At 68.9% G+C, this 17056-nt stretch carries 9 protein-coding genes and 1 pseudogene; 3 read left to right on the plus strand and 7 right to left on the minus strand.

The features are described from left to right. Positions 1-144 precede the first annotated feature (144 nt). Both pulA and ACWD6R_RS20860 read right to left on the minus strand, forming a co-directional pair. The gene (gene pulA / locus ACWD6R_RS20855) at positions 145-5457 is read right to left on the minus strand and encodes a pullulanase-type alpha-1,6-glucosidase (protein WP_451820052.1); all 5313 of its coding nucleotides are present in this window, start codon (positions 5455-5457) and stop codon (positions 145-147) included. Positions 5458-5906: 449 nt separating this feature from the next. Continuing rightward, on the minus strand, positions 5907-7613 hold the full coding sequence (locus tag ACWD6R_RS20860) for a carbohydrate-binding module family 20 domain-containing protein (RefSeq protein WP_451820053.1): 1707 nt from the start codon (positions 7611-7613) through the stop codon (positions 5907-5909). On the opposite strand from ACWD6R_RS20860, the pseudogene ACWD6R_RS20865 reads away from it, so the two are divergent. Next, positions 7599-8599 (plus strand): annotated as a pseudogene (locus ACWD6R_RS20865) (M20/M25/M40 family metallo-hydrolase). The gene ACWD6R_RS20860 and the pseudogene ACWD6R_RS20865 overlap by 15 nt on opposite strands. Here the strand turns inward: ACWD6R_RS20865 and ACWD6R_RS20870 are convergent. The 5 genes from ACWD6R_RS20870 to ACWD6R_RS20890 form a co-directional block, all read right to left on the minus strand. Beyond that, complete coding sequence (locus tag ACWD6R_RS20870; RefSeq protein ID WP_451820054.1) at positions 8584-9606, minus strand: LacI family DNA-binding transcriptional regulator; 1023 nt, start codon at positions 9604-9606, stop codon at positions 8584-8586. The pseudogene ACWD6R_RS20865 and the gene ACWD6R_RS20870 overlap by 16 nt on opposite strands. Continuing rightward, entirely contained in the window at positions 9591-11267 is a 1677-nt protein-coding gene (locus ACWD6R_RS20875; RefSeq protein WP_451820055.1) for a glycoside hydrolase family 13 protein, read from the minus strand. The genes ACWD6R_RS20870 and ACWD6R_RS20875 overlap by 16 nt, the downstream gene beginning before the upstream one ends. 106 nt (positions 11268-11373) lie before the next feature. Next, complete coding sequence (locus ACWD6R_RS20880) at positions 11374-12258, minus strand: sugar ABC transporter permease (protein WP_451820056.1); 885 nt, start codon at positions 12256-12258, stop codon at positions 11374-11376. Then, positions 12255-13271, minus strand: a complete 1017-nt coding sequence (locus tag ACWD6R_RS20885; protein WP_451820057.1) for a carbohydrate ABC transporter permease — start codon at positions 13269-13271, stop codon at positions 12255-12257. Before ACWD6R_RS20885 ends, ACWD6R_RS20880 begins: the two co-directional genes overlap by 4 nt. 21 nt (positions 13272-13292) lie before the next feature. Further along, positions 13293-14567 (minus strand): extracellular solute-binding protein, encoded by a 1275-nt coding sequence (locus tag ACWD6R_RS20890; RefSeq protein WP_451820058.1) that lies wholly within the window; start codon positions 14565-14567, stop codon positions 13293-13295. A gap of 407 nt (positions 14568-14974) precedes the next feature. Between ACWD6R_RS20890 and ACWD6R_RS20895 the strand changes: the two genes are divergently transcribed. Continuing rightward, positions 14975-16042 carry a LacI family DNA-binding transcriptional regulator gene (locus tag ACWD6R_RS20895; protein ID WP_451820059.1) on the plus strand — a complete coding sequence of 356 codons (1068 nt, stop codon included), beginning with the start codon at positions 14975-14977 and terminating at the stop codon, positions 16040-16042. A gap of 74 nt (positions 16043-16116) precedes the next feature. Then, positions 16117-17052 carry a phosphatase PAP2 family protein gene (locus tag ACWD6R_RS20900; protein ID WP_451820060.1) on the plus strand — a complete coding sequence of 312 codons (936 nt, stop codon included), beginning with the start codon at positions 16117-16119 and terminating at the stop codon, positions 17050-17052. The last annotated feature ends 4 nt before the right edge of the window (positions 17053-17056 follow it).

Raw genomic sequence — 17056 nt, forward strand, 5'->3', positions numbered from 1 at the left:
TAGGTGCGCAGTTCGCCCTGGAGCGCAGCGGCGAGGCCCACCTCCGCGTTGTCGGCCCTGGCCGAGGTGGTGGGAGGGACGCGCCCGGGAGTGTGCGATGCGGCTCACTCCCCGGCGGCTGCCCTCAACGTAGTCCTGTACGGGTCACCGCAGGGAGAACACGGCCACCGTGCGTCCCGGGGCGGTGAAGCTTCCCGAACTCCTCTCGTACGAGGCCTTCTTGACAGTAGAATCCGCCCCCGCAGCCTGGACGGGGTGCAGGGTGTAGTCCTTCCCGGCCAGCTCCGCGATCTGCTGGTGCTCGGTGCCGGGGGTCGCGTTGAGAACGATCACCAGCTTTCCGAGCCGCATCGTGATCACGCCGGGCGTCTCGTCCTTCCCGGACAGCGGGAACGACAGGGCGGACTGCACCTCCTCGGTGGTGGAGAGGTCGAACTCCTTCTCCGTCGCGCGGATGCTGAGCAGGTCCTGGTACGCGGCGGACGCGCCGTCGATCTGCGCGCAGCCGGGGCTTAGCGCGGGGGCGGTCAGCAGCGGCTTGGCGTACGACCACTTGGACCGGTTGTCGGCCGCGAGCGGCAGTCCGCGGCCGAAGCCGTTGCCGTCCCGGCAGTCCCAGTGCAGTGCGTTGAACCAGTCACCGCTGTCGTACGAGTTGCGGTCCAGCGACTTGGAGCGCAGCAGGTCCGTGCCCGCCTGGGAGAGCGACGGGCCCTGCGAGAGGGTGGCGGTCGCCATCGCCAGGACCTGCATCCTGGCCCGGTCGGCGGCCGAGGTGCCTGCCGGGAGCTTGAAGGCGAGGGCGTCGTACAGCGTCTCGTTGTCGTGGGCGTCGGCGTAGGCGAGGGCGTCGCCGGGGACCGCGGCGTATCCGGCGGGGGCCCCGTTGTAGTCGATGCCGGAGCCCTTGACCGTACGGCCCGAGGAGTCGGTGAAGGTGTAGTCGGCGAGATTGCCGGTCAGGCCGACCTTGATCAGATCCTGGTAGTGGAGCAGCCGGGCCTTCTGTTCGGCCGGGGTGCCGTTGGCGGTCGAGGAGTTGGGGTCGGTGTAGAGGCCGCTGGCGAAGCCCTGGACACCGGGGTCCTCGTCGAACGGGCTGCCGCCGCGGACGGCGTCCCGGGCCCGGTCGGAGAAGGTGGCGATGCCGGTGCCGGCCATGTTCTTCTGGGTGGCCTGGACGAAGCGGGCGTCGTCGGCGATCTCACCGAAGTTCCAGCCCTCCCCGTACAGGATGATCTTCTTCCCGTCGACACCGTCCTTGGCCACGGTCAGCGCGTCGAGCGCCTTGCGGACGGCAAGGATGTTGGCCTTCGGGTGGTGGCCCATCAGGTCGAAGCGGAAGCCGTCGACCTTGTACTCCTTGGCCCACGTGACGATCGAGTCGACGACGAGCTTGCCCATCATGGTGTTCTCGGGCGCGGTGTTGGCGCAGCAGGTGGACGTGGCGACGGTGCCGTCGTCCATGAGCCGCTGGTAGTAGCCGGGCACGATCCGGTCGAGGACGGACTTGTCGTCCTGGCCGGAGGCGACGGTGTGGTTGTAGACGACGTCCATGACGGTCCGCAGTCCGGCGCCGTTCAGCCCCTGGACCATCTGACGGAACTCGGCGGTGCGCCTGGTGCCGTTCGGGTCGGAGGCGTACGAGCCCTCGGGGACGGTGTAGTGCAGCGGGTCGTAGCCCCAGTTGAACCCGTCGTTCGCGGCGGCCTTCGCCACGCAGGCCTGCTGCTCCTCGGAGTCGGGGGCGTACACGGACAGGTCGCAGGCGGGCTTCTGCTGAGCCGGCTTCTTCTCGGGGATGGTGCCGATGTCGAAGGCGGGCAGCAGATGGACGTAGCTCGTGCCGGAGTCGGCGAGCTCCTTGAGGTGCTTCATCCCGTCGGAGCGGGTGTCGGTGAAGGCAAGGTATTCGCCGGGGTGCTGGGACGTGGGGTCCGCGATCGAGAAGTCGCGGATCTGCAGCTCCTGGATCTGGGCGTCGCGCAGCGGGACGGCGGCGGGCTTCCTCAGCCCGGCCCAGCCCTTCGGTGCGAGCCCCGGGGCGTCGAGGTCGACGACGAGGCTGCGGGCGGAGTCGGTGGTCAGGGCGGTGGAGTACGGGTCGGTGACCTTGTTGGTGACGATCTTCTGGACGGTGGGCGCCCACACCTTCACCACGAAGCGGTACGGCTTGCCGGTCCACTTCGCGGTGCCGGTGACCGACCAGATGCCGGTGCGGTCGTCGCGCCGCATCGGGACGCTCTTGCCGTCGAGTTCCAGGGCGACGGTCTGCGCGGTGGGGGACCAGACGGAGAGGGTGGGGCGGCCGTGGTCGAAGACCGGGCCGAGCGCGGCAGTGCTCGCGTGCTTCCCGTACAGGTCGTCGAGCACACCTGCGCTCTGTACGCCGGTGGCGGCGAGCAGGGCGCCGTTGGCGGCGCGCTGGGTGGCGATCAGCTGGCCGCGCAGCGCCTCGCGGACCCGGTCCCGGTCACGCGGGTCGACGGTAAAGGCCGGGTAGTCCTTGAGGTGTGGATACTTCGCCTTCTGCGCGTCGGTCAGCGCGGACGGGCTGAGCCGCAGCCACTGCCCCTCGTCGGTGAGGGCGCCGTCGACGACGGAGATCCCGCCGTCCTTCGCGTAGACGAGCTGCTGGCTGGTGGCGTCGCCGGCCTTCACCTTCCAGACGACGGTGTCGGAGTCGATCCACTGCGCCTCGGCCTTGGTGAGGTCGGGGCTGGGCATACCGCCGGTCTGCGGCAGCAGGTAGCCGGGCTGTCCGGCGACCATCCACACCTCGTGGTCGTACGTGGCGAGGTCGAGGGACTGGTCGCTGGGGAGGTCCTTCTCGTCGCCCTTGTGGAGGATGTAGCTGAGCGAGGTGGTCCCGTCGGTGAGCGGGACCTCGAAGGTGACGCCGTAGGCGTCCTTCTTCACCGGCTGGAGCGGCTTCGCCCAGTCGGTGGGGTCCTTGGCGCCGGTCCAGGTGTGCAGTCCCCAGCCGTCGTAGTCGCCGTCGGCGCGGTGGTAGTGCAGGACGGCCTTCGTCCTGTCCTGCGCCGGGTAGGCGCCCTCGGGGGCCGTGTCCGACTGGCCGTCCTTGCCCTGCTCGATCCAGACCTGCCCGGTCTTCGCGAGCTCGACGGTGCGCTGCGGACCGTCGGCCGTGCCGTCCTTCTCGACCGTGTACGGGACGGAGGAGGTGCCCTCGTCGAGCTTGATCCAGGCGAAGGCACCGTAGGCGTCGCGCCCGGTGAACCCGGCGGACCTGTCACCGGACTCGATCGTCCAGCCGTCGTAGTCGCCGTCCGCGCGCTTGTAATGGACGACCGCGTAGTCGCGCTCGACGGCGACGGGCTTCCCGTCCGCCGGGGCCTGGCCCGCGGTCGTCGAGGCGAGGGCGCTCGCGGTGCGTCCGGCACGGTCGACCACAACGGCCTTGTAACGCAGCGGCGTTCCCGCCGCCACGGTGTCGTCCAGGTGCTGGGTGATCTTGTACGGGGCGTGGTCGGCGGATCCGAGAGTGGCCCACCTGCCGTTGCCGGTCTGGGCGGCGAAGACGACCCGGTTCAGCGATCCGCCGTCGGTGTCCGCGGAGATCTCGACGGTGCCGGTGGCTCCGGCGGCGGGCGCCTTCAGCGTGATCGAGGGCTTGGCGGCCGGGGCGCCCAGGGGCTTCTCGGCGCGCAGCACGATGCTGGAGAGGGCGGGCACGGTGACGGTGATCTTCTTGTCGGCGCCGCTGCGGACCGTACCGGAACCGCCGTACAGCGTGCGGAAGTTCATGGCGGCCGACTCGGTGGCCAGCTCGACGGTCGTCGCCTCGGTGCCGTTGTTGGTGGCGACGACGTACTCGTTGGTGCGCTTGGGGTCCGTACGGGAGAACGCGTAGACGGAACCTTCCGCGTACCGCTCGGTCTGGACGCCGTCACGCAGGGCCGGGTTCTCCTTGGTCAGCTCGGAGAGCGCGGCGATGTTCCGGTACAGCGGGTGGCCGGTGTCGTACGCGTCGGAGGCGTGCGTACGGTCGGTGCCCAGTTCGTCGTCGTCGAGGTAGTCGGCGGTCTTCGAGGCGAACATGGTCTGGCGGGCGTCCTTGTCGCCGCCCGCGCCGGTGAAACCCTGCTCGTCGCCGTAGTAGATGACGGGGTTGCCGCGGCTGAGGAACATCAGCTCGTTGGCGAGGCGGGCCCGGTCGACCAGCTCGGCGTCGTCGGCCTTCGGGTTGTCCTGCTTCAGGAACGCGCCGATGCGGCCCATGTCGTGGTTGCCGAGGAAGGTCACCTGCTCATAGGCGTTGGCCTTGTCGGTGGTGTACCGGTAGTCGTCGCCGAAGACGGCGGCGAGCTTCGAGGCCGGAGCGCCCTGCGAGGCGTACTGCCGGGCCGCTTCCTGGAACGGGAAGTCGAGCGTCGCGTCGAGCCGGCCCCGGGTGACGTACGGGGAGGTGATGGCGGTGTCGGCGGAGTAGACCTCGCCGAACATGAAGAAGTCGTGACGTCCGCGCCGGTCGGCGTAGGCGTCGAGGGCGGTCGCCCACTGGGTCCAGAAGTCCAGGTCGACGTGTTTGACCGTGTCGATCCGGAAGCCGTCGATGTCGAAGTCACGGACCCACTTCTCGTAGATCTTCTCCATGCCGGAGACGACCTCGGGCCGCTCGGTCCACAGGTCGTCGAGCCCGGAGAAGTCGCCGTACGTGGTGGACTCGCCGGCGTACGTCGAGTCGCCGCGGTTGTGGTACATCGTCGGGTCGTTGAGCCACGACGGGATCTTCGTGCCGGTGTTCTTCGGGGTGTACGGGAACGAGTCGGCGTCGACCTTCGCCAGGCCCTTGCTGTCGTCGAAGGGGCGGCCGTCCCTGTCGAGGTACGGGTAGGCGCCCTTCGGCTTGTAGCCGTACTTCTTCTCGGCGTAGTCGACGGTGTCCGCGGTGTGGTTGGTGATGACGTCGAAGAAGACCTTCATGCCCTTGGCGTGGGCCCTGTCGATCAGCTTCGACAGGTCGGCGTTGGTGCCGAAGTGCGGGTCGACCTGGGCGAAGTCGGTGATCCAGTAGCCGTGGTAGCCGGCCGAGGCATCCTTTCCGGTGCCCTGGACCGGGCGGTTCTTGAAGATCGGGGCGAGCCAGATGGCGGTGGTGCCAAGGTCCTTGATGTAGTCGAGCCGGCTGGTCAGGCCCTTGAGGTCACCGCCCTGGTAGAACCCCTTGTCCGTGGGGTCGTAACCGGTCTCCAGGCGCGAACCGGTGAGTCCGCCACGGTCGTTGGAGGTGTCTCCGTTGGCGAACCGGTCGGGCATGACGAAGTAGAACTGCTCGCGGGTCAGGTCGTGCCGGGCCGGCTCGGCGGCGAGCGCTGCGTCCGACGGCGGGCCCGGGGGCCTCGGCGCAGCGGAGGTGGCTGCCGCCGGGACGACGGGGAGGAGCGCGGCGCACAGTGCGGCTACGGCTCCCCGTCGGAGGAGGGTACGGGACACGGGTCGGGTCTCCTTGCGTTTACGGGCTACTAGGGGTGAACGGAGTTGTGGGGTGGACCGGGGGGGCGGGGGCGTACCAGGGCGTCTCCTCGGACGCCGCAGACTCCCCGACACCGCGGGGAAGCCGTGCACTTACTGCGTCGTCCTGCGGGGATCGCCCTGGTGCACCCCCGCCCCGGGGCGCCGCCCGGGGGCCTCCGGCACTGGACGCCCACGGGTCTGCGGCGGTGCACCCGGACGCTTCGGTGCCGGATGGCCAGGTGCGCGCATCGGCGCCCCGGGAGGGGACGCATCGGGGCGATCCCCGCAGGGTGACGCAGTAGGAGGACGGTTCGTCACGGTGTCGGGGAGTCTGCGGCACCCGAGGAGACGCCCCGATGCGGCACCGACCCCCGGGGCGCCGCCCGGACCGGGACGACGTGGTCGGCCGCCCCGGTCCGGGGAGGACCTCAGCTTCGCCAGACGTCGCTCGTCAGCGACACCTTGCCGGTCGACGGCACCGTCGCCGTGCGGTTGGCGCCGCTCTCCCAGGTGACTGCGCCGCTCGCGTCCTTGCGGATGTACTTGTACTCGAACGACGTCCCGGCGGGCATGCTCACGTCGAGCTTCCAGACCGGGTACGTCGCCGGGTCCAGCTTGAGCGCGTTGCCGGTGTTCCAGTTGCCGAGCGCGGACTGGTTGCCGACGACGTAGATGTTCTGGCCGAGCTGAGTGGTCGCGTTGACACCGAAGGAGGCGCCGGAGGTACCCGTACCGGGGTCGGTGACGCCACCCCCGGTACAGGTGCGGGCGTTCACCTGCAGGGCGACAGCCGTGTTCGCGCCGAGTGTCGCGGTGAACCGGCCGGAGCCGTCGACGGTGACGCCGTTGCCGGACTGGATGTCGCAGTAGTCACCGGTGGGCAGCGACGTCTGGAAGGTGCGGGTCAGCGACGAGCTCTCGTGGTTGATGGCGACGTACGCCTTGGCGCCGCGGCCGAACGCGATCTGGTCTCCGCCGTTGTCCCACCAGTTGGTGACGGCCTCACCGCGCGCGGTGTTGCGGAAGCCGACCATGGAGGAGATCTGCGGCCAGGCGTGCTGGCACTTCCAGCCGTCGCTGTAGCAGGCGTTGACCGTGCCGCCGCCCGGCGGCCCCGCGTCCTTGTCGGACCACTCGTAGCCGGAGTGGACGTCGGGCGAACCGTACGGCCAGGCCAGCATGAAGACGTTGGCGAGGGTGTAGTTGGCACCGTCCTTGTAGTTCAGCGTGTCGCCGCCGCGCTCGGTGTCGTGGTTGTCGACGAAGACCGCGGTCTTCGAGGACGCCATGAAGCCCCAGCCCTCGCCGAAGTTCTTCAGATTGGCGAGGTTCTCGTTGTTGAAGACCTGCTTGAGGCTGCGGGCGTAGCGGAACTCCTGGACGTCCCCGGTGCCGGCGTACTCGTCGGGCGAGACCGCTTCGCCCGCCCCGTAGATCGCCTCCTGCTTCCAGTAGACGCCGGAGTCGGTCAGCCGCGACTTGATGTTGGCGAGGTCGCTCGCGGGGATGTGCTTGGCGGCGTCGATGCGGAAGCCGTCGACTCCGAGGGAGAGCAGGTCGTTGAGGTATCCGGCGATCTTGCCGCGGACGTAGTCCTCACCGGTGTCGAGGTCGGCGAGCCCGACGAGTTCGCAGTTCTGGACGTTGGCACGGTTCTGGTAGTTGCTGATCTGCGCGGTGCAGTCGTCCATGTCGTACGAGGAGTACAGGCCGGGGTAGTTGTACTTCGTGTACGAGGAACCGCCGGTGCCGGTGCCGGATCCTGCCGCCATGTGGTTGATGACGGAGTCGGCGACGACCTTGACGCCCGCGCTGTGGCAGGTGCTGACCATGTGGGCGAAGGCGGTGCGGTCGCCGAGCCGTCCTGCGATCCTGTAACTGACGGGCTGGTACGAGGTCCACCACTGGCTGCCCTGGATGTGTTCCTGGGGCGGCGAGACCTGTACGTAGCCGTAGCCGGCGGGACCGAGAGAGTCCGTGCACGCCTTCGCAACGGAGTCGAACTTCCACTCGAAGAGGACTGCGGTGACGTCCTTGTCGCCCGGCGTGGACGCCTGGGCGGTCGTGGTGGGGGCCACGAGAGCGGCGGCGCCTGCTATCAGGGCGAGCGCTGCAGACAGGTGTCTGCGTGCCATGTCTTTCCTCCTGCTGTGGGGGAAACGCGGGTGACGGTGCAGCCTCACGTGGCAACGCGCCCTGCCCTCAAGGCTCCTGAAGGTTCTTGCTGCAAGAATGCAAACCTTGCCGCGGGGAGACCGTATGAGTCCGTCAGGTTCCGGTCAACCCTTTGGACACCACCCGCTCACATCAGCGAAATGCTGCAGTTTTCTTCCTGCAAGGTCTTACGCAAGACATTGCAGTGCTGTTACGTTTCTCCCGACTCCGGTCCGGTCGGTCGGGGGTCCCGGTCACCCGGGCCCCACGCGCCCGGCGCCGGGCCGGTCACGGTCAAGAGAGGCACCCGGAGTCGCTCACTCCCCGCCGGCCCCCGTGGCAACCACCCCACCGGAATCGCGTCGCACGCCGGGCTCGCGTACCAGGACGGGTCGTGCGCGATCACCGCGCTCTGCGAATTCGTCGTCGCCGCCGCAGCCATCGCCGACCCTGCCAGAGGCACCACGGTCAACACCGGCCCCATCAGTGGCGGCAGCGCCACCAACGTCGTCGCCCGCCAGGCCACCGCGAACATCGACATCCGGGTGAGCACCCAGGCCGAACAGGACCGCATCGACGCAGAGCTGCACGCCATCAAGGTGAGCGACCCCCGCGTGGACGTCGAGGTCTCACACACCTGGAACCGGCCACCGATGACCCTGAACGCCGCATCTGTCCCGCTCCTCGCCCTCGCCCGCTCGGTGGCCCGCGAACAGAACCGCGCCCTGCCCGACGCCGCGGTCGGCGGCGCCGGCGACGCCAACTTCGTCTCCGCGCTCGGGCTGCCGGTGCTCTGCGGAATGGGCGCGATCGGCGGCGGCGCCCACGCCCAGGGCGAGTTCACTACCCCGACACCATGCCCGCCCAGACGGCACCGGTCGCCGACTGGCGGAACCCCTGCGGAGCTGAGCGGCGGCCTCCTGCCACACGGACCACGCCAAAGGGCCCGGTTCACCGGAGTGGGTGACTCCGCGCCGTGGACCCCCGCACCACCAGTTCCGGCTGGAAGACGAACTCCGTTCGCTGCACCGGGGTGCCGCCGATCTCCTCCAGCAGCGCGCCCACCGCCGCCGTCGCCATCGCCTGGACCGGCTGGCGGACCGTGGTCAGCGGCGGGTCGGTGAACGCGATCAGCGGCGAGTCGTCGAAGCCGACCACCGACACGTCCCGCGGCACGTCGAGACCGCGCTCGCGTGCCGCGCGGACCACGCCGAGGGCCATCATGTCGCTGCCGCAGACGATGCCGGTGCAGCCGGCGTCCAGCAGCTCAGCGGCGGCCGCGTGGCCGCCCTCGACGCTGAAGATGGTGTGGCGCACGAGACGGCCGGAGTCCGGGCCGGCTGCGTCGAGGAAGCCCTCCGTCTTGCGGCGCGAGGGGACGTAGCGCAGGGGGCCGACCGCGAGGCCGATGCGCTCATGGCCGAGGTCGGCGAGATGACGTACGGCGATGCGCATCGCCATCTGGTCGTCGGGTGAGACGAAGGGCGCATCGATGCGCTCGTTGTAGCCGTTGACGAGGACTAAAGGGACCCCGCGCGCAGCGAGGCGGTCATAGCGCGCGGGGTCGGCTGTGGTGTCGGCATGCAGGCCGGAGAGGAACACGATGCCGCTGACGCCGGTCTCCTCCAGTTGCTCGACGAGTTCGTCCTCGGTGGCCCCGCCGGGGACCTGGGTGCACAGCACCGGCGTATAGCCGTACCCGGCGAGGACCTGCTCGATGACCTGGGCGAACGCGGGGAAGATCGGGTTGGTGAGCTCGGGGATCACCAACCCGATCAGCCCGGCGCTGCGCTGCCGCAGCCGTACGGGCCGTTCGTAGCCGAGTACGTCGAGGGCGGCGAGCACCCGCTGCCGGGTGGCGGTGGAGGCGCCCGGCTTGTTGTTCAGCACCCGGCTGACGGTTGCCTCGCTGACCGAGGCCTGTGCCGCTATGTCCGCCAGCCGAAGGGGTGCGGCTGTCACACCGTCCACCACACCGTGCTGTCCGCGGGTAGTTCGATGATGCCGTCGGCCGTGGTCACGGGCGTGCTGGCCAGAAGGACAACGCCGGGCGCAGGGATCCGTACGGCCGCACCAGTCGTGTTGGCGGTGCACACGAAGCCGTCGCGGGCGAAGGCCAGCACGCCCTCGGGCGCGTCCAGCCAGGTCACGTCCGAGCCCGCGCCCAGCCCCGGGTGCTCGCGGCGCGCGGCGAGGGCGGCACGGTAGAGCTCCAGAGTGGAGCCCGGCTCGCCGGTCTGCGCCTCGACGCTCAGCTCGGACCAGGTCGAGGGCTGCGGCAGCCAGCTGCCGCCGCTGCCGAAGCCGTACGAGGAGCCGGTCCGCGTCCACGGGATCGGCACCCGGCAGCCGTCGCGGAAGCCGTCCTGGCCCTCGGCACGGAAGAAGGACGGGTCCTGGCGGACCTCGTCGGGCAGGTCGGTGACGTCGGGCAGGCCGAGCTCCTCGCCCTGGTAGACGTACGCGGATCCGGGCAGCGCCAGCATCAGCAGGGTGGCGGCGCGGGCCCGGCGCAGGCCGAGCTCACGGTCGCCGGCGGTGCGGATCTGGGTGCCGAGGCCGGGCGGGTTGGCGAACCGGGTGGCGTGCCGCGTGACGTCGTGGTTGGAGAGCACCCAGGTGGTGGGGGCGCCGACCGGGCGCATCGCGTCCAGCGAGGTGTCGATGACGTTGCGCAGCTCGGCGGCGTCCCAGGCGGTGGAGAGGTACTGGAAGTTGAACGCCTGGTGCATCTCGTCGTGGCGCACATAGTTGGCGGTGCGCTCGACGGTGGGGGTCCAGGCCTCGGCGACGGCGATCCGTTCGCCGGGGTACTCGTCGAGGATGGTGCGCCAGGAGCGGTAGATCTCGTGGACCCCGTCCTGGTCGAAGAACGGCATGACGTCGTTGCCGAGCAGCTTGAGCTGGTCGTGGGTGCCGAGGTCGGGCAGGCCCTCGGCCTTGACGAGGCCGTGGGCGACGTCGACGCGGAAGCCGTCCACGCCCATGTCGAGCCAGAACCGCAGGATGGAGCGGAACTCGTCGGCGACGGCCGGGTGTTCCCAGTTGAAGTCGGGCTGCTCGGGCGCGAAGAGGTGGAGGTACCAGTCGCCCGGGGCGCCGTCCGGGTCGGTGGTCCGGGTCCAGGCGGGACCACCGAAGATGGACTCCCAGTCGTTGGGCGGGAGTTCACCGTCCGCGCCCTTGCCGGGGCGGAAGTGGTAGCGCTCGCGCAGCGCGGAGCCGGGGCCCTCGGCAAGGGCGCGCTTGAACCACTCGTGCTGGTCGGAGGAGTGATTGGGCACCAGGTCGACGATGATCCGCAGGCCCAGGTCGTGGGCGTCCCGGATCAGCCCGTCGGCATCCAGCAGCGTGCCGAACATCGGGTCGATGGCGCGGTAGTCGGAGACGTCGTACCCCGCATCCGCCTGCGGCGACGCGTAGAACGGGCTGAGCCAGACCGCATCGACACCGAGGTCCTTGAGGTACGGGAGTCTGCCGCGTACGCCTGCGAGATCGCCCATGCCGTCGCCGTTGCCGTCGGCGAAGCTCCGCGGATAGACCTGGTAGATCACCGCGTCCTGCCACCAGCCGGTGCGGTGGCCCGGAGCGTCGTCGGACGTGCCGGTGGAGGGGGCAGCGAGGTGCTGGGTCATGTCGTCCCTGGGGTGTCTGGGTGGGGAGCGGCGCCGGGACCGGGTCGGGCATCCGGCGCCGCCGTGACGTGGTGCGTGCGGTCGTACGGCCGTGCTGCTGCGTACGTCAGCCCTTGACGGCCCCGGCGGACATGCCGGTCACCAGGTGGCGCTGGGCGAAGAGGAAGACCAGGGCCGCGGGTATCGCGATGAGCACGGACGCGGCAGTCATCGGCCCCCACTGGGCTCCGTACTGGTTGACGAACTTCTGCAGTCCGCCGGCGAGCGTGAGGTTCTCGTCGCCGACCATGAAGGCGGAGGCGTACGCCACCTCGCCCCAGGCGGTGATGAAGGAGTAGAACGCGGTGACGGCGAGGCCGGGCTTGGCGAGCGGCAGGATCAGCCGCCAGAACGTGCCGAACGGGGTGAGGCCGTCGACCTGCCCCGACTCGTCGATCTCGCGCGGGATGGTGTCGAAGAAGCCCTTCATCATCCAGGCGCAGAACGGCACCGCGATGGTGAGGTACGTGATGACGAGGCCGGCGGGCTGGTTGAGCAGTCCCAGGCCCGACATGATGTTGTAGATCGGCACAATGAGGACGGCGACCGGGAACATCTGGGTGATCAGCAGCGTCCACATCAGCCCGCGCTTGCCGGGGAACCGGAAGCGGCTGACGGCGTAGCCGGTGGTGGCGGAGACGAAGACGCCGAGGACGGTGGTGAGCGCGGCGATGACCAGGGAGTTGCCGAACCAGGTCAGGAACTCGGTGTCCTTGATCAGGTTCGTGTAGTTCTCGAACGTGGTCTCTTTGAAGAAGTCCGTCGTCGTCGCGTACGCGACGGGCTTCAGTGAGGTCAGCAGGACCCACAGCACGGGGAACACGGCGATCACGGACGCCACGATCAGCGTGAGGTGCAGTCCGACGGAGGCGAGCGGCGAGCGTTCGCCGCGGAGCCGGACCTTGGCCTTGCGCACCGAGTGGCGCGCGGTGGGTGCGGGGGCGGTGGTCACCAGTTATCTCCCTGCGTGCGGAGGACTCGCCGGTAGACCGCGGCGAAGAGCATCAGGAGGACGAGGATCAGCACGCCCCACGTGGAGGACTGCGCGAAGTCGCGCGGGCTGATCTCGAAGGAGAACTTGTACGCCTGGGTGACCAGGATCTGGGTGGCCTCGCCGGGTCCGCCGCGGGTCAGCAGGAAGATCACCGGGAACATGTTGAAGGTCCAGATGGTCGACAGCAGGATCACCGTGGTGGAGACCGGCCGCAGCCCGGGCAGCGTGATGTGGCGGAACCGCTGCCAGGCGGTGGCGCCGTCCATCTCGGCGGCCTCGTACTGCTCGCTGGGGATCGACTGCAGTCCGCCGAGCAGGGCGACCATCATGAACGGCACGCCGAGCCAGACGTTGACGGCGATGACGGCGAACTTCGCCCAGGTCGGGTCGTTCAGCCACGGGATGCCGTCGATCCCGGCACCGGAGAGGATCTTGTTGAGCAGCCCGCGGTCCTCGTTGTAGAGGAAGCGCCAGGCGAAGACGGAGACGAAGCCGGGAATGGCCCAGGGCAGGATGAGTGCCATCCGGTACGCGGAGCGGCCGGCGATCCGGCGGTTGAGGATGTTGGCGAGAGCCATGCCGAGGGAGAAGGTGATGGCCACGCAGGAGACCGTCCACACCAGGGTCCAGCCGAGCGTGCCGAGGAACTGGTCGCCCGTGAGCGCGTCGGCGTAGTTGTCCAGACCGACGAACTTGTACGTCGCGGGCATGTGGTTGACACCGATGGACCGGGCGACGTTGCGCTCGGTGGCATCGGTCATCGACAGGTAGATGCCGCGGACCAGCGGATAGCCGATGATGACGCCGATCACGACGACGACCGGGGCGACCATGGTCCAGGCGTACCAGTGGGTCGACAGCGCCCGCCGGAGCCGGCTCGGTGTTGGAGGGTTACCAGTACCGCGGCTCCGGCCGCGGGCGACGTCGTCGCCCGCGGCCTTCGCCACCGACTGGCTGGTGTGGACAGCCATCAGTCGGCCTGCCTTCCTGAGTTACTTCCAGCCCTTGAGGAGCTTGCGGTAGGAGTCACCGGTGGACTTGGCGCCCTTCTCAGGCGTGGTCTGGCCGGTCAGGACCTTGGTGTACTCGGTGACGAGCGGGGCGAAGAGGCTGCCGGTCTCCGGGATCCAGGGGCGCTCGACGGCGGTATCGACGACCGGCTTGAAGAAGCCGACGATCTCGTTGTTGACGACCTCTTCCTTCGCGTAGGCGGAGGTACGGGTCGGCAGGAGGTTCAGCTCCTTGGTGACCTTGGCCTGGGTCTCCACGGACGTCATGTAGTCGACGAAGGCGTAGGAGGCGTCGAGGTTCTTGGAGCCTGCGTAGACGGCCAGGTTGTGACCACCCTGCGGGGCGCCCTGCCCGGCGGAGCCGGCCGGGACCGGGGCGACGCCCAGGTTGGCCTTGTCCTGGAATTCCTTGCCGGCGTAGGTGTCGGCGACGGCCCACGGGCCGTTGATGATCATGGCGACCTTGCCGTCCTTGAAGGACGACTGCATGTTCTCCCAGCCGTCCGTCGCGTCGGTCTTGGCCGCACCGGAGTCGACGAGGTCCTTGACGACCTTCATCGCCTTGACGCCTGCCGGGTTGTCGACGGTGACGGACTTGGTGGACGCGTCGACGAGGTCGCCGCCCTCGCCGTACAGGAAGGACAGGAACCAGTACGCGTCGTCGCCGCGCAGGTACATGCCGGTCTTGCCGGTCTTGTCCTTGATCTTCTTGGAGACGGTCTTCAGCTCGTCGATGGTCTTGGGGACCTCGACGCCGGCCTCCTTGAAGATCTTCTTGTTGTAGAAGATGCCCATGGAGTCGATGACCTGCGGCACCGCGTACGTCTTGCCGTTGTACTTGGTGGACGCGGCGGCCTGCTTCAGGAAGTCGCCCTGGTTCTTCAGCGCGGAGGTGCCGTCGAGCGGGGCCAGGTAGCTGAGGTCCGCGAACTCGGGGGTCCAGGCGACCTCGGAGCGGATCACGTCGGGGGCGCCGGAGCCGGACTGGGCAGCGTTCTTGAACTTGTTCTGCGCGTCACCGAAGGGCACGTTGACGTACTTGACGTCCACCTTCGGGTGCTTCTTCTCGAAGTCCTCGGCGATCTTCTTGAAGACCTTGTCCTCGCTGCCCACGGTGGAGGTGTCCCACCACGTCACGGTGCCGGAGAGCTCGCCCGAGCCCTTGCTCGTGCCGTCGGACTTGTCGTCACTGCCGCAGGCGGTCGCCGCGAGCGCCAGGGCCGCGACCAGGGCGGTGGCCGTTATGCCACGTCGCATCTGTGAACTCCTTCAACTGCCGTACCGCTCCGTCGCGGCGCCGGGTCGACGTGAACGTAACAAGGATGAAAGAAGGCCGAAAGACCTTGCGGAAGATTTCTGCAAGCTTCGACGATCGTTACATTCGCGTGTCCTCAAGGTTGCCGTCAAGCCTCTTGACGGGAGCACCCCGCCCCCGGCAGGAGAAGGCGAAGGCGGCTGATTTCGCAGTGCGACGATCTGATCGCAGGCAGCATGACTCCTTCGCAAGTCCTTGCAAGATGTTGCGACAGCCCTGTCCGCGACGATGCTCCGGGACGAGGTCACCCACCGGTGCACGCGGTCGCCGTGCGTGGCCGTACGGGTCCGGTCGCCCGATTCCTGTGCATGGTGGGCAATCCGACATACGCCCGGTACAGTCCACTTCCATGACCGCACGGCTTGCCGATATCGCAACTCAGGCGGGGGTCAGCGAAGCTACGGTCAGCCGTGTACTGAACGGCAAACCCGGTGTTGCTGCAGCCACCCGCGAATCCGTACTCGCCGCGCTCGACGTCCTCGGCTACGAACGGCCGGTACGGCTGCGCAGGCGCAGCGCGGGGCTGGTCGGACTGATCACGCCCGAGCTGGAGAACCCCATCTTCCCGGCGCTCGCCCAGGTAATCGGCCAGGCGCTGACCCGGCAGGGCTACACCCCGGTGCTGGCCACACAGACACCCGGCGGTTCCACCGAGGACGAGCTCACCGAGATGCTCGTCGACCGTGGCGTCTCCGGCATCATCTTCGTCTCGGGGCTGCACGCCGACACCTCGGCCGACATGCAGCGGTACGAGCAACTGCGCGCCCAGGGCGTCCCTTTCGTCCTGGTCAACGGCTTCTCGCCGAAGGTGCAGGCGCCCTTCATCTCGCCCGACGACCGGGCGGCGATGCGGCTCGCGGTGACGCATCTGGTGTCGCTCGGCCATCAGCGGATCGGTCTGGCGGTCGGGCCCAAGCGTTTCGTTCCCGTACTCCGGAAGATCGAGGGCTTCCGCGCCACCGTGCAGGAGCAGTTGAACCTCACCTCGGACGAGGTGGAGGGGCTGATCCAGCACTCGCTGTACACGCTGGAGGGCGGCCAGGCGGCCGCCTCCGCGCTGATAGAGCGCGGGTGCACGGCGGTGGTGTGCGCGAGCGACATGATGGCGCTCGGAGCGATCCGGGCCGCGCGCAGGCTGTCGATGGAGGTGCCGCGCGACCTGTCGGTCGTCGGCTACGACGATTCGCCGCTCATAGCGTTCACCGATCCGCCGCTGACGACGATCCGGCAGCCGGTCACGGCGATGGGTCAGGCCGCGGTCCGCACCCTGCTCGAGGAGATCGGCGGCACACCGGCTCCGCACAGCGAGTTCGTCTTCATGCCGGAACTGGTCGTACGCGGTTCAACTGCCGCGGGCCCCGGCCCGGATCCGTCCGCCGCTTCCGGAATGGCCCCAGGGTCGCACGCCCGCCCGTAAGGTGCATCATGTGCAGCCGGAACCCGACCGGAGGATGATCGGGCAGAGGGACGCGTCTGGCAGAATCGATGCCTATGGGTGAATTGAGCGTGAAGTCACAGGAAGGCCGAACGGCGGCCCCCCCGTCACCCATCGTGGACGAGGCGGCCCTCGAGGCGAAGCGGAACGACAGGCCGGCGAGACTGCGCTCGCTGCGGTCCCCCCGCAGGCCGCGCATCTGGTTCGAAGTCCTGCTGATCGCGGTCAGCTACTGGCTCTACTCGCTGGTGCGCAACGCTGTCCCCGAGCAGAAGGCCGCGGCCCTGGCGAATGCCGACTGGCTCTGGTCGATGGAAAGGTTCCTGGGCATCGCCGTCGAACAGACAGTCAACCACGCGGTGAATTCCGTGACATGGCTGATCGTCTCGATGAACTACTACTACGCGACACTGCACTTCATCGTCACCATCGGTGTGCTGGTGTGGCTGTTCCGTTTCCATCCCGGCCGTTACGCGGCAGCGCGTCTGGCGCTGTTCGCAACGACGGGTGTCGCACTGCTCGGTTACTACCTGTATCCGCTCGCGCCGCCGCGTCTGATGAACGGCGGGCACTTCATCGACACCGTGCTGGTGCACCACACCTGGGGTTCGATGGCCTCGGGCAACTTCAAGAACATGTCGAACCAGTACGCGGCGATGCCGTCCATGCACATCGGCTGGTCGCTGTGGTGCGGGCTGACCGTCTTCGCGCTGGCGTCTGCGCCCTGGGCGCGGATCCTGGGCCTGCTCTACCCGGCGGTCACCCTGGTCGTGATCGTGTCGACGGCCAACCATTTCTTTCTCGACGCGATGGGCGGGATGGCCTGCCTGACGTTCGGTTTCGCGGTGTCGTACGCCTGGTACGGGGCGCTGCCGCACCACCTCCCGAAGCGGGTGCAGGTGCCGCGCGGGCGGGCACGCCTGGCAGGGCTGAGCGCGGGGACGCCGATCGGGGCGGGCCAACCGGCCACGGAGGCACCGGTGCGCCGGTGAACGC

The sequence above is a fragment of the Streptomyces sp. NPDC005151 genome (assembly GCF_053599875.1).